Raw genomic sequence first — 17,345 nt, 5'->3', positions numbered from 1 at the left:
AATTAACGTTTCGCATCATGTTTTCGTTAAGTCGAAAATGGAGCGGTTACGAATTTCCAGCCATCTCAAAGTGGCATAACGTTATGCCTAATTTTAGGACAAAAGAAATGAACGATAATACAACATATACACCTGACGAACTTTTTGAAATATTTAAAGAACAGCATAGACTTTGCAGTCCACTTGACATAATGGCCAATGAAACTTTTGTATTAACAAAGGAGACCTTAATTTATGAATGGCGTGATGCTCAAGATTTATTGCCTTGGGATGAACTTGCTGAATTTTTAAATCAAGAATTCAGAATTAATGTGCCATTAAAAACTTGGGACAGAATCTTAAATCCTGATGACAAAAAAACTCTGGGAGAACTTTGTATCTTTTTATCAACTATTGCTGAAAAAGAAATAATCAAACCTATTAAAATTTTAGGTGCGGAATGTTTAACAACAGCAATTTTTATAACATTAAAGAGAAATCTAAAAAACAAAGGTGTTGATGTTTCCAACTTGAAACCTTCTACAAAAATTGAAGAGTTTCTAAACGTAAACAAGAATTTTTCTCCACTATTGGAAGAAGTAACTTTAACTGGTTTAAAGACTTTTGACAAGCTTGAATATGGGAAATTAGAAAATGAAAGACGATTTAAATATTGGATTGACAAAATATTTCCGAACTGGATATACAAAAGAAGTATAAAGACTGGAAATATTCAAACATTCCGAGATTTGGTTGAGAGGATTGTTGACGATAAAAAACTAGGCATAACAGCTACTAAAACGGATTTGGGCATTTAGCTGAATGGGAAAATGGTTTTGTATTTGTGAATATTTGGCAAATCCGAAAATAGGACTTAATTTAGTCACAAACCCGCTGTAGTAGCGGGACGTTATATGATATTTTAAACCAAAAAAACCCCGATCGCGCGGATATCTGATTTTTCGGACAACGATAGCGCGGATTTGCAATCCGTGCCCACAAAGAGAATGATTCAGCAAGAAATTGTGCCCGTTTAGAGTGTGAAATAGAAGTGGTTTTATTAGAATTATTTCGATATTGTTTACGGGCACGGATTGCAAATCCGCGCTATCGAAGCTAAAAATTATCATCAAAACTGTCCAATTTGAACCGGAATGAGGTGTTCACTTTGCTCCGGAATCACCGGTCCAGTTTGACCCGGAATATCTATAAAGCAACTTTTGCCAGAACGAATTTTAATTGTAGTTTAAATCACAGGTATTTACTCAATGAGTAACAAAATACAGTTCGTTTAGAGATTTTTAGACGAACTGACGTTGGCAGTAATCTCAAAAAAATCCAGAAATCGAAAAAGAATAGTTTCCAATTTTGAATTTGATTATATTTGCAATTATGAATAAAAACCTTTACATAATTGCAGGTTGCAACGGAGCAGGGAAAACAACCGCTTCTTTTACTATTTTACCTGATATTTTAGACTGTAAAGAATTTGTAAATGCTGACGAAATAGCGAAAGGATTATCGCCATTTCAGCCCGAAAAAGTTTCATTTGAAGCTGGAAGAATAATGATAAAGAGAGTTAATGAACTTCTTGAAATTAATGAAAATTTTGCTTTTGAAACTACTTTAGCTACCAAAAGTTATAAGTCAAAAGTAATAAAAGCTCAGAGTAAAAATTATACTGTTACTTTACTTTTTTTTTGGTTGCAAAACGTAGATTTGGCAATTGAAAGAGTAAAAACACGAGTATTGGAAGGTGGACATAATATAGAGACAGAAGTTATTCGACGTAGATATAAAAACGGGATTAAAAACTTATTTGAAATTTATCTTTCAATAGTTGATGAAGTTATGATTTTTGATAATTCAGGAGGGAAACCTGAATTGATTGCTGAAAAAACTTTAGAAACAGAAATAAACATTTTAAATGAAATGAAATTCGATAAACTTAAAAAATATTACAATGAAAAAGCATAAAAGAACATTAAATCAAACCAAGATTTTAGAAGGAATGGATAAAGTTTATGAAAAACTAATCGAATTCAAAAAGAAAATGAATAGCGAATTGATAATATTGAAAGATAACCAAATCGTAAGACTAAAACCGTAAATATTTGCACTTCTGCCAGCAGCTAGGGTTTCGTTGCGTGCGCAGCACGAAAAATCAATTATAATCACCGAATACCAACAAAAATAAATTCAATGAGGTAAATCCGGGTTGAACTGCCTGTCCCGTTTTTACGGGAGAACCGATTGTACGTCCGTCAACGCTATGCTCTTATCGAAAAAAAATTAGAGAGAATTATAAGAGGCAAGCGAGCCTCTTTTTTTGTAGCGTGGTTTCAGCTTGTTTTTTTTCGTGTTTTTCATCACTTTTGAGCACAAGTTCCCTTACCCATCCCGCTAATTAGCGGGACAGGAATTTGAACTTTGGCTACCGCCAAGATACCAAGCAGGTGGACCACGCTGGTCAAAGACTGCTATCCGGTGTAAATTTCCTGTTTTACAACACGGACACTTGGGTAAAAAAGGCTTCTTTTCTACTTTTTCTAACACCTTCACTTGCAGCCCCGATCGCGCGGATATCTGATTTTTCGGACAACGATAGCGCGGATTTGCAATCCGTGCCCACAAAGAGAATGATTCAGCAAGAAATTGTGCCCGTTTAGAGTGTGAAATAGAAGTGGTTTTATTAGAATTATTTCGATATTGTTTACGGGCACGGATTGCAAATCCGCGCTATCGAAGCTAAAAATTATCATCAAAACTGTCCAGTTTGAACCGGAATGAGGTGTTCACTTTGCTCCGGATTTGTTCGTATTCAGTGCAATCTCCTAAAAAAGATGGCTTTATATTTTGGGACTCTAAAAACAATTTTTAACCCTTTTTACGGACTGTTATATTTTAATATTCATAAGCGAATTTTGCCAGAACGAATTTTAATTGTAGTTTAAATCACAGGTATTTACTCAATGAGTAACAAAATACAGTTCGTTTAGAGATTTTTAGACGAACTGACGTTGGCAGTCATACACACTTGCGACGGAAAAAATAGAAATCCCATTTCGGGAACTTTTTTTTATTATCTTTGAAAAAAATTAATACATTTGAGAGTAGTAGCTAAAAAAATATTAAAAGACTTTTGGGAGATACATGGTGATTGTGAACAACAATTAAAATCATGGTTTCAAGAAGCAAGTACAGCTGAATGGAAAAACCCAAACGAAATAAAGTTAGATTATCCTAGTGCTAGTATTTTAAATGACAATAGAATAGTTTTCAATATTAAAGGAAATAATTACAGATTGATAGTTAAACTAACTTATGAATATCAAATGATTTGGATTCGATTTATTGGAACGCATGCAGAATATGACAAGATTAATGCAAATGAAATTTAAATATTATGGAAATTAAACCTATAAAAACAGAAAACGATTACAATCAAGCTTTACAAAGACTTGAAATAATCTTTGATGCAAAAAATGGCTCTCCTGAAGGAGACGAACTTGAGGTGCTCGGTATTTTAATTGACAAATATGAAAATGAAAAATTTCCTATCAGCTTACCAGACCCCATTGAAGCAATTAAATTTAGAATGGAGCAAATGGGTTACAACCAAAATGATTTAGCAAATATTATAGGTCTGAAAAGTCGTGCAAGCGAAATTTTAAACCGAAAAAGAAAGCTTTCTTTGGAAATGATAAGACAATTACACGAAAGGCTTCATATACCAACTGACGTTTTAATTCAAACTTATTAAAAGTACGACTGCCAACAGCTAGGGTTTCGTTGCGTGCGCAGCACCAACAATGAATTATAATCACCGAATCCAACAAAAATAAATTCAATGAGGTAAACCCGGGTTGAACAGCCTGTCCCGTTTTTACGGGAGAACCGATTGTACGTCCGTTAACACTATGGAGTTGTCGTAAAGTTTTTAGAGAGAATTACAAGAGGCAAGCGAGCCTCTTTTTTTGTAGCGTGGACATGCTAACTTCACCAGCATAAAAAGTTAAGAAACCAGGATACCAAATAAAGTCCCAAATAGAATCCCTATGCGACACATTTCTTAGTAAACGAAACGGATTTACGCTATATTCGGGAATTATTAGAGCGAAATAGTAGAAAAACTCATAGTCAATGAAGTACCAAAAGTATTCAGCAAAAAAAAAGTCATTTTGATGATTTGTAATAAAAGATTATCTATACATTTGGAAAGACTAGGCTATTCAACAGCGATTACAGACAGGCTGCCAATACTCATAGATCCTTTACGATTTTAAACTTTTCAATTTTTAAAAATAAATCTTATGAAATCCAAACAAATTCTTCTTTTAATATTATTTATTTCCACTTCGCTTTTTGCGCAAAGCACAGCACCACAATTAGATAAAATTAAGCAGCAAGATCTAAAAGATGATTTATATGAACTGGCGGGTGACGCCTTTCGGGGACGAAGAGGAGGAGAACTTGGCGAAATGCGAGCTTCTGTTTGGGTGGCTCAAAAGGCCCGTGAAGCTGGCCTTAAACCTGCAGGCGAAGATGGAACCTACTTCCAATTCTTTAATCTGAAACGCAGCCGTGTGGCCAATAGTAGTACTGTTAGTGTAAATGGTAAAGCACTTGATCTTTGGAAAGAGATTTGGCCAACTAATTTGGTTGACACTACCCTAGAAGGCTCCGTAGTTTGGCTGGACAAAATACCGGATAATACTGTCGATCTGAAAGGCAAAATTGTAGCTATGAATATTATGCCTCCAACCCCCATTATTCAAGACTGGGTGAGCCTCTGGCAATATCGTTATACCGCTTCTGCCATGAACCAGCAGGGAAAAGAACTCCTCAGCCGCGGTGTTACTGCTATAATTTTTGTTGCTGATGACACTGTAGAATCACTTATCTCATTTACGGGATTTCATTATCAAGAAGGAAGTTATGGAATAGAAGGTGCCCAATCCTCTACTGCAGCTACGGTACCAATTATATTGGCAAGTAAACAGTTAAAGAATATGTTTTCTAAACAAGGCGCTTATTTAAAAACTACTTTGAAGGTAGAGAATTTTGACTATCCCTCTATTAATGTTGTTGCTAAGGTTGATGGAACTGATCCTAAACTGAAAGAGGAATATGTTTTATTCAGCGGTCACCAGGACCATGACGGAGTAGGACCAGCTGTTAACGGTGATCCTATCTGGAACGGTGCTGATGATAATGCATCAGTAACGGTAGCGATGCTTGCAATAGGGAGTGCGTGGAGTACACAACCCGCTAAGCGATCGGCTTTATTTGTATGGCACGGATCTGAGGAAAGGGGTTTATTGGGTTCTCGCTATTTTGTTAGCCATCCCACCGTTAAACTGCCCTCCATAGTTGCTGTTTTAAATGGCGATATGATAGGACGCAATGCACCTGATTCTGCTGCACTATTGGGCGTAACAGAACCTCATCTTAATTCTTCTGACCTTGTAGCTATCACTTTAGCAGCTAATAAAAGTATTGCCAACTTCAAAGTAGATACTTCTTGGGATGCTGCAGATCACCCAGAGAATTGGTACTTCCGAAGCGATCATCTTCCCTATGCTCAAGCTAATGTTCCAGCAATATTTTTTACCACCTTATTACACCCTGACTACCATACCCCCTTCGATAGCCCAGATAAAATTGACTACGTAAAACTTACTAAGATGGCAAAGTGGATCTATGAAACCGGATGGAGAGTTGCTGAAAGTGCCAAACGTCCTGCTTTAACTATTGAAATAAAAAAATAAAAAATAACTACTTATTATGTTCTTAATAGACAAGCCATTTGTTTCCGATTTTCTTATCAAAACAATAAAAGATAATAATTATAAAATAATTGCAACCAAAGTAGCAAAAGAATTGGTAAAAGATGATTCTTTGGCATGGATAGCCGAAGAGGAAGCAATCACTTTACTAAAAAATAATCCAGAAATTTCTCTTTATAGCAATTCAGAGAACGCATTAGCTTGGATCGACCAATACTATGGAGAAAGTGAATTATCAAGTCAATTACAAGTTTTAAAAAATAAAGTAAAGTTTAGAGAACTTATAAAAGAGTTGTTTCCCGACTTTTATTTCAAGCAAATAAGTATTGAAGAAATCCAACGATTGTCCGATGATGAGATTCGGTTCCCATTTGTAATTAAACCTGCTGTTGGTTTCTTTAGCATAGGAGTTCATATAGTAGAAAATGAGAAAGACTGGGTAAAAGCTAAAAGTGAGTTACAACCTGATAAACTTAAAAGTATATTTCCTGAAAATGTATTAAACACAAGTAATTTTATTATTGAAGAATTTATTCGTGGAGAAGAATATGCAATCGATTATTATTACGACAATAATGGAGATGCTGTTTTGTTAAACGTTTTACACCACCTCTTTTCATCCGGTACAGACACAAGTGATCGGGTTTATTCAACATCCAAAGCAATCATTGAAAAGTATAAAATTGATCTTGAATATTTTTTAAGTAAAATTGGTAAAGAGTTACATTTAAAAAATTTCCCGGCTCATGCAGAAGTCCGCATAGATGAAAATGGAAAAATAATCCCCATCGAAGTAAACCCTTTACGCTTTGGTGGATTTTGCACCACGGCCGATCTTCTAGGAGTAACTTTAGGATTTAATGAATACAAATGCTTTTGTGAAAACAAAAAACCAGACTGGGATACTATATTTAAAGGAAAAGAGAATAAAACATTTAGTGTCATTATTTTGGATAATAATTCGGGAATAATCCCTTCGGATATTTTAGGATTTAACTATTCAGGTCTTGCTAAAGATTTTGAAAAACCGATAGTAATTAGAGAATTAGATATAAATAAATATCCTGTTTTTGGATTTGCCTTTATTGAAAGTGCTGCCAGTAATCAAAAGGAATTAAATGACATCCTAACCTCTGATTTAAGAAAATATATAGTATCGAAATAAGGAAAATTTTAAAGTAACATGCTAACTTAGCCATCATAGAAAGTTAAGAAATAATCTTAATTTTAATCTATGAAACAAGTGCGCAAAATTTACGAAAAAGCTTTCAAAGAAAAAGCTATCCAAAGCTAGACTTGGTTGCGTGGCACAATAAAAGCATCTGCGCTATTTTACCTTTCAGCAAATTCTACTAAAAAAGCCCCAATCGGGGCTTTTTACATATAATAAATTCAAGTTTCTACTTACTCAAATACATTTTTCTTCTGGAGTACAATTCGTAGAATTGATCGTCTTTCAAGTCATCAATAAACAAGATGCTTTCTCCTGTTGATTTCATTTCTGGTCCTAATGCTTTGTTCACATTATGGAACTTGCTGAAAGAGAAAACCGGTTGCTTGATGGCATATCCTTTCAATTGCGGATTAAATTTAAAATCGGTTACTTTATTATGCCCTAACATTACTTTGGTCGCATAGTTCACATACGGTTCTCCGTAAGCTTTTGCAATAAACGGCACCGTACGAGACGCTCTAGGATTTGCTTCAATGATGTAAACGATATCATCTTTGATTGCAAACTGAATGTTGATTAAACCAACGGTTCTCAAAGCCAACGCAATATTTTTAGTGTGGTCTTTTATTTGTTGCATTACAAATTCACCTAAGTTAAACGGTGGCAAAGTCGCGTTACTATCTCCAGAGTGCACTCCGCAAGGTTCGATGTGCTCCATAATTCCTATGATGTACACATTTTCGCCATCGCAAATCGCATCAGCTTCCGCTTCAATTGCACCATCTAAATAATGGTCTAAAAGCAATTTATTTCCTGGAATCGTTTTCAATAAATTGATTACGTGCTCTTCCAGTTCTTGTTTGTTGATTACAATTTTCATTCCTTGACCACCCAACACATACGAAGGACGAATCAATAATGGAAAATCTAAAGTATCCGCCAAAGCTGAAGCTTCATCCGCTGTTTCAGCGATTCCAAATTGTGGAAAAGGAATTTTTAAATCGGTCAACAATTCTGAGAAACGACCTCTGTCTTCGGCTAAATCCAATGCATCAAAACTCGTTCCTATAATTTTAATACCGTATTTAGACAGTTTTTCGGCTAGTTTCAGGGCCGTTTGACCTCCTAACTGCACAATTACCCCTTCTGGTTTCTCATGTTGAATAATATCGTAAATATGCTCCCAGAAAACCGGTTCAAAATACAATTTATCTGCTGTATCAAAATCCGTCGAAACTGTTTCCGGATTACAGTTGATCATAATCGTTTCGTAGCCACATTCTTTAGCCGCTAACACACCATGCACACAAGAATAATCAAATTCGATTCCTTGTCCAATTCTATTTGGGCCTGACCCAAGAACGATTATTTTCTTTTTATCGGTAACAATACTTTCATTGTCAACGTAACGGGTTCCGTCCGCTTTTTCTATTTCGGCTTCAAAAGTCGAGTAATAATAAGGCGTTTTTGCTTTGAATTCCGCCGCACACGTATCCACCAATTTGAATACACGATTGATGTTCATTGTAGTTCGCAGCGTATGTACCTGGCTTTCCAAGCAACCTACCATGTGAGCAATTTGTCTGTCGGCGAAACCTTTTTGTTTGGCTTCTAATAGCAATTCTCTGGGTAAAGAATCCACTTTATAAGTAGAGACTTCTTTCTCTAACGTATAAAGCTCTTCGTATTGTTTCAAGAACCACATATCGATTTTAGTGATTTCATGAATGCGGCTCAATGGAATTCCCATCGCGATAGCATCATAAATCACAAAAACACGATCCCAACTCGCAAAAGTCAGTTTCTCGATAATCTGTTCGTAGTTAGTATATCCTTTTCCGTCAGCACCCAGACCATTTCTTTTGATTTCTAATGATTGAGTCGCTTTGTGCAATGCTTCTTGGAACGAACGTCCAATTCCCATTACTTCCCCAACAGATTTCATTTGAAGTCCTAACGTTCTGTCAGCTCCTTCGAATTTATCAAAGTTCCAACGTGGAATTTTTACAATCACATAATCCAAAGTTGGTTCGAATAATGCCGAAGTCGATTTGGTAATTTGATTTTGCAGTTCATCTAAGTTGTACCCCAAAGCTAGTTTGGAAGCGATTTTTGCAATAGGATATCCCGTTGCTTTTGATGCCAAAGCAGAGGAACGAGATACACGAGGATTGATTTCAATCGCTACGATGTCTTCCTTATCGTCAGGAGAAACGGCAAACTGCACGTTACAACCTCCGGCAAAGTTTCCGATACTTCTCATCATCAAGATTGCATAATCACGCATTCTTTGAAAAGTCGTGTCAGATAATGTCATTGCTGGCGCCACAGTGATGGAATCACCGGTGTGGATTCCCATTGGATCCATATTTTCGATCGAACAGATAATCACAACATTATCGTTTTTATCTCTCAAAAGCTCCAATTCGTATTCTTTCCAACCCATTAAAGCCTTGTCAATTAAGACTTCATGAATAGGAGATGCTTCTAAACCTCGGGTTAGAAGTTCGTTAAAATCTTCTTTTTTATAAACAATAGCCGCTCCTGTTCCACCTAAAGTAAACGAAGGACGAATTACTAATGGAAAACCAAATTCTTGCGCAATTTCTTTTCCTCTAAGATAAGACGTACATATTTCTGCGGGAGCAGATGGCACTCCGATTTTTTTCAAAAGCTGTTTGAACTGTTCTCTGTCTTCAGTAATGTTAATGGCGTTAACATCCACCCCAATTAATTTCACGCCAAAATCCTGCCAAATCCCTTTTTCATCGGCTTCTAAACAGAGATTTAAAGCCGTTTGCCCTCCCATTGTAGGTAGGACTGCATCAATCTGAGGATGTTCTTTTAAAATTTGAATAATCGATTTTGTCGTTAAAGGCAATAAATAAATGTGATCCGCCATTGAAGGATCGGTCATGATTGTTGCCGGATTCGAGTTGATCAAAATAACTTCGATTCCTTCTTCACGAATAGAACGTGCAGATTGCGATCCCGCATAATCAAATTCGCATGCTTGACCAATAACAATAGGACCTGAACCTATTATTAAAACTGATTTTATGGATGTATCTTTTGGCATTGTGTGTAATTATAGTGTTGTGTAGTTGTTGTTTTGAAAAGATTAAAATTACTGAACTCAAATCTTTTAACTGTAAATCTTAAACATTTTTTAACGATTAGGTATAAAAAAAGGCGATACTAAAAAAAGTAACGCCTTATTTATGTTTATACAAACATTATTTCTTGTGTCTTGGTTCGCAAGAAACAGTCAATTTATGTCTTCCTTTAGCTCTTCTACGCGCAAGAACTTTTCTTCCATTAGCAGAAGCCATTCTGTCCATAAATCCGTGCTTATTTCTTCTTTTTCTTTTCGATGGTTGAAACGTTCTTTTGCTCATTGCTTTGTATCTTTAAAATCTTATTTATATGTCTTCCTATTTTTGAATAACTGTTATTCTAAAACCGAGTGCAAATATACAAAGACTTTTTTTTCTCACAAGTAGTTTTGTAAAAATATTTTCAATTCATTTTACTATATTTGTCATCTTAAAATAATCACACTATGTTTCACAGAAATATTAAACTTATTATCGCCGGACTTATTATAGCTACTGGCATTTGGCAATTTAAAGAAAGTAATATTGGGAATGGAATATTCCTTATATTATTAACTGTAATCCCTATTTTCCTTTACTTCAAAAACGAATTCATCCTATTAGCCTTCTTAAAACTACGAAAACAAGATTTTGAAGGTGCCAAAAAATGGTTGGCGTACATCAAAAATCCGGAAACGGCTTTGATACAAAAACAGCAAGGCTATTTTAATTACCTGCACGGGATCATGCTTTCGCAAACGAATATCAATCAAGCAGAGAAATATTTTAAGAAAGCCATTGAACTCGGATTATCAATGGACATGGACTTGGCTGTAGCCAAATTGAATCTGGCCGGAGTTGCCATGACACGTCGTCGTAAACTTGAAGCCACTTCCCTATTGAACGAAGCCAAAAAATTAGACAAACAGAATATGCTGAAAGAGCAGATTACTATGATGAAACAACAAATGAAGAAAATATAGTTTTTATAATTATCGAAAAAAGGGTCAAATGATACACATTTGACCCTTTTTCTTTGGTATATATCCTAATTTTTGGAATAAAACTGCTTCATGTTTTCTTATATCAATATCCGTTATTAATACTAAATTGATAAAATTAGCCACAGATTAAAAAGATTCAACTGATTTCTTAAATACAAAATAAAATCTGTGCGAATCTTTGAAATCCGTGTCAAAAAAATGCTTGGCACACTTTGCGGACATTCCTATTTTCTTAAATGCCTTATATAGTTCAAAAAAATCAGTTAATATCCTTTTAACGGAATTTCGATTTGGTATTTCTTACCGGTATCATTTATTAATTTTGTTTCTCTAAGCCAAGGATTATGAATTTTCAAAATCTTATAGTTAATCCCTTGGCCTTTTGCAAAATCAGCTAAATCTGCAATCGAACTGTCAATTTCTATTTTCCGAGTGGGCAGCGTTGCGTATAATTCTTCGGGAGCAATCCTAAAATTGTATTTTTCTGGATTTTCCATAATTTCTTTCAAGGCTAAAATTCTGAAAACATAGCGGGACGTTTCTTCGGTAAGCAACAAATCATAATAATTCGATACTTTTTGAATCTCAATTTGTTTGTTTACTCCTGTCATTCCGCCATTATACGAGGCTGCTGCCAAAGTCCAACTGCCAAATTTACCTTTGGCACTCAAAAAATAACTGCACGCTGCCTGGGTTGATTTCTCAAGATCATAACGCTCATCCACATTTTCATTGACTTCCATGCCGCGTTCTTTGGCCGTTTCCGGCATAAATTGCCAGATTCCCCTTGCCCCTGCCGGAGAAACTACATTCACTAATCCACTTTCAATAACGGCCAAATATTTGAAATCATCCGGAATACCGTTCTTTTTTAGAATAGGCTCAATTACTAAAAAAGCACGACTGGCTCTTTTTATTGCCAAAATTGTAGAAGCATGTAAATTGACATTCACCTGTAATTCCCGGTCAAATCGTTCCTTGACATCTGCTATTTTCAACGGAGTTGCTTCCCCTGAAAAATTCAGTTTTTCAGAAAAAAAAGATGCCGATTCTCTTTTTAACACTTTTTCAACGTCCGGATTTGTAGTGGCAAAAACTAATATCCCACTCGCAAAAACTACGGTAAGCACTAGAATCACTTTATTCATTACTTTCATCTTTTCTTTTTTTATACCTTTAGAGTAGTTGCGAAAGTGCGTTTGTTTCTTTTTTGGTTTCCAATATAATGGAAGGCAAATTTTCATTCAACCATTTGTATTTATTCAAAATCATAATATGTGTTCCTCCTTTTACAACGATACAATTCTTAATATATTTTATAGGAAACACATCATCCATATCTCCATGAATATGAATCACGTCTGGGTCTGCAACTGTTCTGTCCCAAAGAACAACCTGCTCTACTGCCCAATTCAAATAGCGAATATCCCGAACCGAAAGGAATTTTTTATACAATTTTAATCTTTGATTCACTTTTTCTCCAAACGAAAATTTAGCCAGGTTTTCCAGATTCAAAATCAAACTCATAGGAATCAGCTTATAAGCCTTCGTTGTTTTAGCAATTTTTAATCGGCGTGGAAATTCTAAATTACTTTTGACACTCGAAATGATAATCACTTTTGAGACAGCTATACATCTGGCGATTTCCTGAACCAAAATACCTCCAAATGAAACGCCTATCAAAACGGGATTTTTATGCTTGATTTTCTTAGCTATCCTATTGGCATAATCCATCAGCGCTTCATTTTCCAACGGAATCTCCCACTCTAATAAATGGATCTCAAAACGATCTTCCGGAAGTGCAATTCGTTCAAAAATAGCGGTACTTGCCGCTAATCCTGGCATTAAATAAACTGGAATTTTACTCATAATTGTTTTAACGATTTTATAACAACATTCCCCTTTTTTATAGCGAATTTTGTATAAAATTAATTTTTTTATTGGAACCTGCTGTAACTAAGTAAGTCGAAAGTTTAAAAGTCGTAAAGTCAAAAGAATTAACTTTAAGCAAAATAGCTTTAAATCAGATTGTTACATAATTTTATCCTGATTTTAAAATATGACATTATACCATGGTTATTACTTATCATCTTATATTATTAATAATTTATGACTACACAACTATTTGAATCAAACACTAGGGGCAAAGCTGATTTTGGCTGGCTAAAAGCCAATTTTTCTTTTTCTTTTGGAAATTATTTCAATCCGGAACGTTTGCAATTTGGAATGTTACGTGTTTTAAATGATGATATCATCAAGGGCGGAATGGGTTTTGGGACTCACGGTCATGCCAACATGGAAATTATCACCATTCCTCTTGAAGGCGGCTTGAAACATCGTGACAGCATGGGAAACATAGGTGTCATTGGTTTTGGAGAAGTTCAGGTAATGAGTGCCGGGACTGGAGTAGAACATTCTGAAATGAACGCAAGCCACATAGACGAAGCCAAAACGCTACAGCTTTGGGTCTTTCCTGACAAAGAAGAAGTTACACCAAGATACGACCAAAAATCATTTGATATTGAGAATCAAATTAATACCTTTGTAAATATCGTTTCGCCAAATGATATGAATGATGGCAATGCACTTTGGGTTTACCAGAAAACCTTTTTTTATTTAGGAATTTTTGACAGCAACACTCGTTCGACCTATCAGGTTCGAATTCCTAATAACGGTGTATACTTATTTTTAATCGAAGGCGAAATAGAAGTTAACAACCATGTTTTGAAGGCAAGAGATGCCATGGGAATAACCGATTTTGAGGCATTTGAAATCAAGATTATTACCAAATCAAAAATACTTTTGGTAGAGGTACCAATGAATTAGCGTTAATTATTATGGAGGCAGCAATCACTATGGAAATCAAAGACAACACTTTTGCAAGACAATTTGAAACTATGGTCGACGAAGGATTAGTTTCTGTTGAATATTCGTTTCAGGAGAAAAAAATATTTTTGACAAAAATAAATGTACCGGAATCCTTTGAAGATGAGGAATTCATTTCTAAATTTCTAAAAAACATTATGGAAATTGCGATAGAACGAAAATTTAAAGTTGTTCCTATCCTTCCAAAAATAGTTGTTTTTTTTAAAAAGAACCCTATTTACAAAGAGTTGCTTCCTCCGGGAATCAGACTCTAAAAAAAAGAGGCTATATTCTTGAATACAGCCTCTTTTTTTATGTAGATTTTCAAGCGATTACTTCTCTATCTCTCGCATACTGTCCATTTTTTTGTGCGCTAGGAAACCCGCAATATCCTCAAAATGTTCCACTACTCTTTTGTTTCCAAACTCAAAAACCTTAGTGGCTAATCCGTCTAAGAAATCCCTATCGTGAGAAACGATAATCAATGTACCATCAAAATCGCGCAAAGCCTCTTTGATGATGTCTTTGGTTTTCATGTCCAAATGATTCGATGGCTCATCCAGAATCAATAAATTCACCGGTTCCAATAATAATTTAATCATTGCCAAACGGGTTTTCTCTCCTCCGGAAAGCACTTTCACTTTTTTGGTTACATCATCGCCCTGAAACATAAAAGCCCCCAAAATATCTTTTATTTTAGTTCGAACATCCCCCACGGCAATGTCATCGATGGTTTCAAAAATAGTCGCATTTTCATTTAATAAAGAGGCTTGATTTTGAGCAAAATAACCAATTTGGGCGTTATGGCCAATTTCTAAACTACCACCATTGATTTCGATTTGTTTCATAATGGCTTTGATCATCGTCGATTTTCCTTCTCCATTTTTCCCTACAAAAGCCACTTTTTCGCCTCTTTCGATCACCATATTTGCATTCGAAAAAACCACATGCTCTCCATACGATTTTGATAAATCTTTTACAATTACGGGATATTGACCGGAGCGAGCAGCTGGTGGAAATTTTAGTTTCAAAGCAGAAGTATCTACCTCATCTACCTGAACGATAACGAGTTTCTCTAACATTTTTACACGGGACTGTACAGCATCCGTTTTAGAAAAAGTTCCTTTAAAACGATCAATAAAAGTCCTGTTATCCGCAATCATGCGCTGTTGCTCGTCATACGCTTTTTGCTGATGCACACGTCTGTCTTTTCTGAGTTCTAAATAATGAGAATATTTGGCTTTATAATCATAAATACGTCCCATTGTAACTTCGATGGTGCGATTCGTAATATTATCGACAAAAGCTTTATCGTGCGAAATAACCACAACCGCTTTGGCGGAATTAATCAAAAAATCCTCTAACCATTGAATACTTTCAATATCCATATGATTGGTAGGCTCATCCAGCAAAATTAAATCTGGTTTTTGCAAAAGGATTTTGGCAAGTTCAATTCGCATTCTCCAACCACCAGAAAATTCCGTAGTTTGACGGTTAAAATCTTCGCGAACAAATCCCAGACCAAGTAGAATTTTCTCCACTTCGGCTTCATAATTTACTTCTTCAATAGCATAAAATTTCTCGCTTAAGTCAGAAACTCTTTCGATCAATTTCATATAAGCATCACTTTCATAATCGGTGCGAATCGTCAATTGTTCATTGATTTCATCGATTTCGGCTTTCATACCAAAGATTTCACCAAAGGCTTTCGAAGTTTCTTCCATCACTGTTGCGCCATCTGTAGTCAATAAATGCTGAGGCAAATACGCTACTACGGCGTCTTTTGGCGCTGAAATATTCCCAGTTGAAGGCTTACTTTGACCCGCAATAATTTTAAGCAGTGTCGATTTTCCTGCTCCATTTTTACCCATTAGGGCAATTTTATCATTTTCATTTATGGCAAAAGAAACATCACTAAAAAGTGTCGTTCCACCAAATTGTACGGAAATATCGTTAACTGTAATCATTATTTTTGTTTAAAGTTTAATGTTCAAAAATTTAAAGTTGTCATTTCCCGATTAAACCTTTTTTTTTGAAGTTGCAAAGATAGATTAATTAAAGAATTGGACAACACAATTAGATTTTTAGAATCTATTGCAAATTTTTAACGGTTAGACAATCCAAAAAAAAATACATTTTGTTTAAAATTAAAAATTCGATAATTCACATAGATTACTATGTGAATTATCGAATTTTTAAAATATAGATTCAATCTAAGAAGTCTAAAAATCTACCTATTTAACTAATCCCATCACTCCTTCCTCCACTTTTTAGTTTCTTCAAAAACATGTTCAAGAATAGCCGCTTCTCTTTCATCAAAAGCTACGTTTCGGCGACTCATTACCAGTCGAGCTGTTTCAAATGCTTTCTTGGTAATATAGGTCGTAAAACCGGAAGCCCCGCCCCAAGAAAAACTCGGTACAAAATTGCGTGGAAAGCCGCTGCCAAAAATATTAGCACTTACGCCTACTACCGTTCCGGTATTAAACATCGTATTAATTCCGCATTTACTATGATCTCCCATCATCAATCCACAAAACTGAAGTCCGGTTTTAGCAAAACCTTCGGTTTCGTAACTCCATAATTTTACTTCTTCATAATTATTTTTTAAGTTTGAATTGTTACTATCCGCGCCAATATTACACCATTCGCCAAGAACAGAATTCCCTAAAAAACCATCATGTCCTTTATTCGAATACCCAAACAATACCGAATTATTAACTTCGCCTCCAATTCTGGAATGCGGACCTACGGTTGTAGCTCCGTAGACTTTGGCAGCCATTTTTACGGTTGCGTTTTCGCACAAGGCAAAAGGACCTCTGATGACAGAACCTTCCATAATTTCAGAATCCTTACCTATATATATTGGACCTGTTGAAGCATTTAAAGTAACAAACTCTAACTTTGCGCCTTCCTCGATAAATATATTTTCGGAAGCGATGACGTTGACACTTTTTGGGATGGGCTGTGACCTGCGGTCTTCGGTTAAGATTTCGAAATCTTCCCGAATGGCGGCATCATTTTTCGAAAAAATATCCCATGTATTTTGAACCGTCAAACAATCGTCCTGAAATTCTATAATTTCATAGGAATCAAAATCTACTTCTTCTTGTTCTTCAGTGGTGTAAAAAGCAATCACTTCATCTGCTCTAAAAATAGCCTGATTGGGTTCCAGATTACTAATCATCTCTACCAAAATAGCATTGGGCAGAAAAGAAGCATTGATCATCACATTTTCTTCTAGTTCCACCATAGGGAATTTTTCAGACAAATAGTCCTCCGTCAAAGTAGTTGTGGTAGAGCCTAAATGCATTTCCCATTTTTGACGAATGGTCATAATCCCAATAAGAATATCCGCAACAGGACGTGTAAACGTAAAAGGCAGTAAGGCGTTTCGAGCGGGACCGTCAAAAAGTATGTAATTCATATATTTTTTTTT

Annotated in this window: 16 protein-coding genes and 1 pseudogene; 10 read left to right on the top strand and 7 right to left on the bottom strand. The window is 35.4% G+C overall.

The window, feature by feature from the left end; genetic code table 11:
* Positions 1-107: 107 nt before the first annotated feature.
* The 3 genes from EKL98_RS04950 (at position 108) to EKL98_RS17830 (ending at position 2,089) form a co-directional block, all read left to right on the top strand.
* Complete coding sequence (locus tag EKL98_RS04950; RefSeq protein WP_158614829.1) at positions 108-797, top strand: hypothetical protein; 690 nt, start codon at positions 108-110, stop codon at positions 795-797.
* Between the two features lie 574 nt (positions 798-1,371).
* Complete coding sequence (locus EKL98_RS04945) at positions 1,372-1,956, top strand: zeta toxin family protein (RefSeq protein ID WP_197037222.1); 585 nt, start codon at positions 1,372-1,374, stop codon at positions 1,954-1,956.
* Complete coding sequence (locus tag EKL98_RS17830) at positions 1,943-2,089, top strand: hypothetical protein (protein WP_197037221.1); 147 nt, start codon at positions 1,943-1,945, stop codon at positions 2,087-2,089. The genes EKL98_RS04945 and EKL98_RS17830 overlap by 14 nt, the downstream gene beginning before the upstream one ends.
* A 293-nt stretch (positions 2,090-2,382) precedes the next feature.
* Here the strand turns inward: EKL98_RS17830 and EKL98_RS18665 are convergent.
* Positions 2,383-2,547: pseudogene (locus EKL98_RS18665) on the bottom strand (IS91 family transposase); the annotation flags it as partial.
* 539 nt (positions 2,548-3,086) lie between these two features.
* On the opposite strand from EKL98_RS18665, the gene EKL98_RS04935 reads away from it, so the two are divergent.
* From EKL98_RS04935 to EKL98_RS04920, 4 genes are all read left to right on the top strand, one after another.
* Positions 3,087-3,380: a type II toxin-antitoxin system HigB family toxin gene (locus tag EKL98_RS04935; RefSeq protein ID WP_126463225.1), complete on the top strand. Its 294-nt coding sequence runs from the start codon at positions 3,087-3,089 to the stop codon at positions 3,378-3,380.
* 5 nt (positions 3,381-3,385) lie between these two features.
* Positions 3,386-3,742, top strand: a complete 357-nt coding sequence (locus EKL98_RS04930; RefSeq protein WP_126456257.1) for a helix-turn-helix domain-containing protein — start codon at positions 3,386-3,388, stop codon at positions 3,740-3,742.
* Between the two features lie 550 nt (positions 3,743-4,292).
* The gene (locus EKL98_RS04925) at positions 4,293-5,750 is read left to right on the top strand and encodes a M28 family peptidase (protein ID WP_126561688.1); all 1,458 of its coding nucleotides are present in this window, start codon (positions 4,293-4,295) and stop codon (positions 5,748-5,750) included.
* Positions 5,751-5,766: 16 nt separating this feature from the next.
* Positions 5,767-6,933, top strand: a complete 1,167-nt coding sequence (locus tag EKL98_RS04920) for an ATP-grasp domain-containing protein (RefSeq protein ID WP_126561687.1) — start codon at positions 5,767-5,769, stop codon at positions 6,931-6,933.
* Between the two features lie 235 nt (positions 6,934-7,168).
* On the opposite strand, the gene carB is transcribed toward EKL98_RS04920, so the two are convergent.
* Together carB and rpmH are read right to left on the bottom strand one after the other, a co-directional pair.
* The gene (gene carB / locus EKL98_RS04915; RefSeq protein WP_126561686.1) at positions 7,169-10,021 is read right to left on the bottom strand and encodes a carbamoyl-phosphate synthase large subunit; all 2,853 of its coding nucleotides are present in this window, start codon (positions 10,019-10,021) and stop codon (positions 7,169-7,171) included.
* 157 nt (positions 10,022-10,178) lie between these two features.
* On the bottom strand, positions 10,179-10,340 hold the full coding sequence (rpmH, locus tag EKL98_RS04910; RefSeq protein ID WP_007136275.1) for a 50S ribosomal protein L34: 162 nt from the start codon (positions 10,338-10,340) through the stop codon (positions 10,179-10,181).
* 164 nt (positions 10,341-10,504) lie between these two features.
* Between rpmH and EKL98_RS04905 the strand changes: the two genes are divergently transcribed.
* Positions 10,505-11,020, top strand: coding sequence for a DUF2892 domain-containing protein (locus tag EKL98_RS04905; RefSeq protein ID WP_126561685.1), 516 nt, complete (start codon positions 10,505-10,507; stop codon positions 11,018-11,020).
* A 284-nt stretch (positions 11,021-11,304) separates the two neighbouring features.
* On the opposite strand, the gene EKL98_RS04900 is transcribed toward EKL98_RS04905, so the two are convergent.
* Together EKL98_RS04900 and EKL98_RS04895 are read right to left on the bottom strand one after the other, a co-directional pair.
* The gene (locus EKL98_RS04900) at positions 11,305-12,198 is read right to left on the bottom strand and encodes a lytic transglycosylase domain-containing protein (protein WP_126561684.1); all 894 of its coding nucleotides are present in this window, start codon (positions 12,196-12,198) and stop codon (positions 11,305-11,307) included.
* Positions 12,199-12,217: 19 nt separating this feature from the next.
* On the bottom strand, positions 12,218-12,910 hold the full coding sequence (locus tag EKL98_RS04895) for an alpha/beta hydrolase (RefSeq protein ID WP_126561683.1): 693 nt from the start codon (positions 12,908-12,910) through the stop codon (positions 12,218-12,220).
* A gap of 240 nt (positions 12,911-13,150) precedes the next feature.
* On the opposite strand from EKL98_RS04895, the gene EKL98_RS04890 reads away from it, so the two are divergent.
* The gene (locus EKL98_RS04890) at positions 13,151-13,867 is read left to right on the top strand and encodes a pirin family protein (protein ID WP_126561682.1); all 717 of its coding nucleotides are present in this window, start codon (positions 13,151-13,153) and stop codon (positions 13,865-13,867) included.
* Between the two features lie 29 nt (positions 13,868-13,896).
* Positions 13,897-14,181: a GNAT family N-acetyltransferase gene (locus EKL98_RS04885; RefSeq protein ID WP_126463288.1), complete on the top strand. Its 285-nt coding sequence runs from the start codon at positions 13,897-13,899 to the stop codon at positions 14,179-14,181.
* Between the two features lie 57 nt (positions 14,182-14,238).
* Here the strand turns inward: EKL98_RS04885 and EKL98_RS04880 are convergent, their stop codons facing one another.
* Together EKL98_RS04880 and EKL98_RS04875 are read right to left on the bottom strand one after the other, a co-directional pair.
* Entirely contained in the window at positions 14,239-15,873 is a 1,635-nt protein-coding gene (locus EKL98_RS04880) for an ABC-F family ATP-binding cassette domain-containing protein (protein WP_126463208.1), read from the bottom strand.
* Positions 15,874-16,157: 284 nt separating this feature from the next.
* The gene (locus EKL98_RS04875; RefSeq protein ID WP_126561681.1) at positions 16,158-17,333 is read right to left on the bottom strand and encodes a GlmU family protein; all 1,176 of its coding nucleotides are present in this window, start codon (positions 17,331-17,333) and stop codon (positions 16,158-16,160) included.
* Between the last annotated feature and the right edge of the window lie 12 nt (positions 17,334-17,345).

This window comes from Flavobacterium bomense (genome assembly GCF_003970355.1).
Note: the sequence above shows the minus strand (reverse complement) of the source record. Positions and strands in the feature narration are given on the sequence as shown.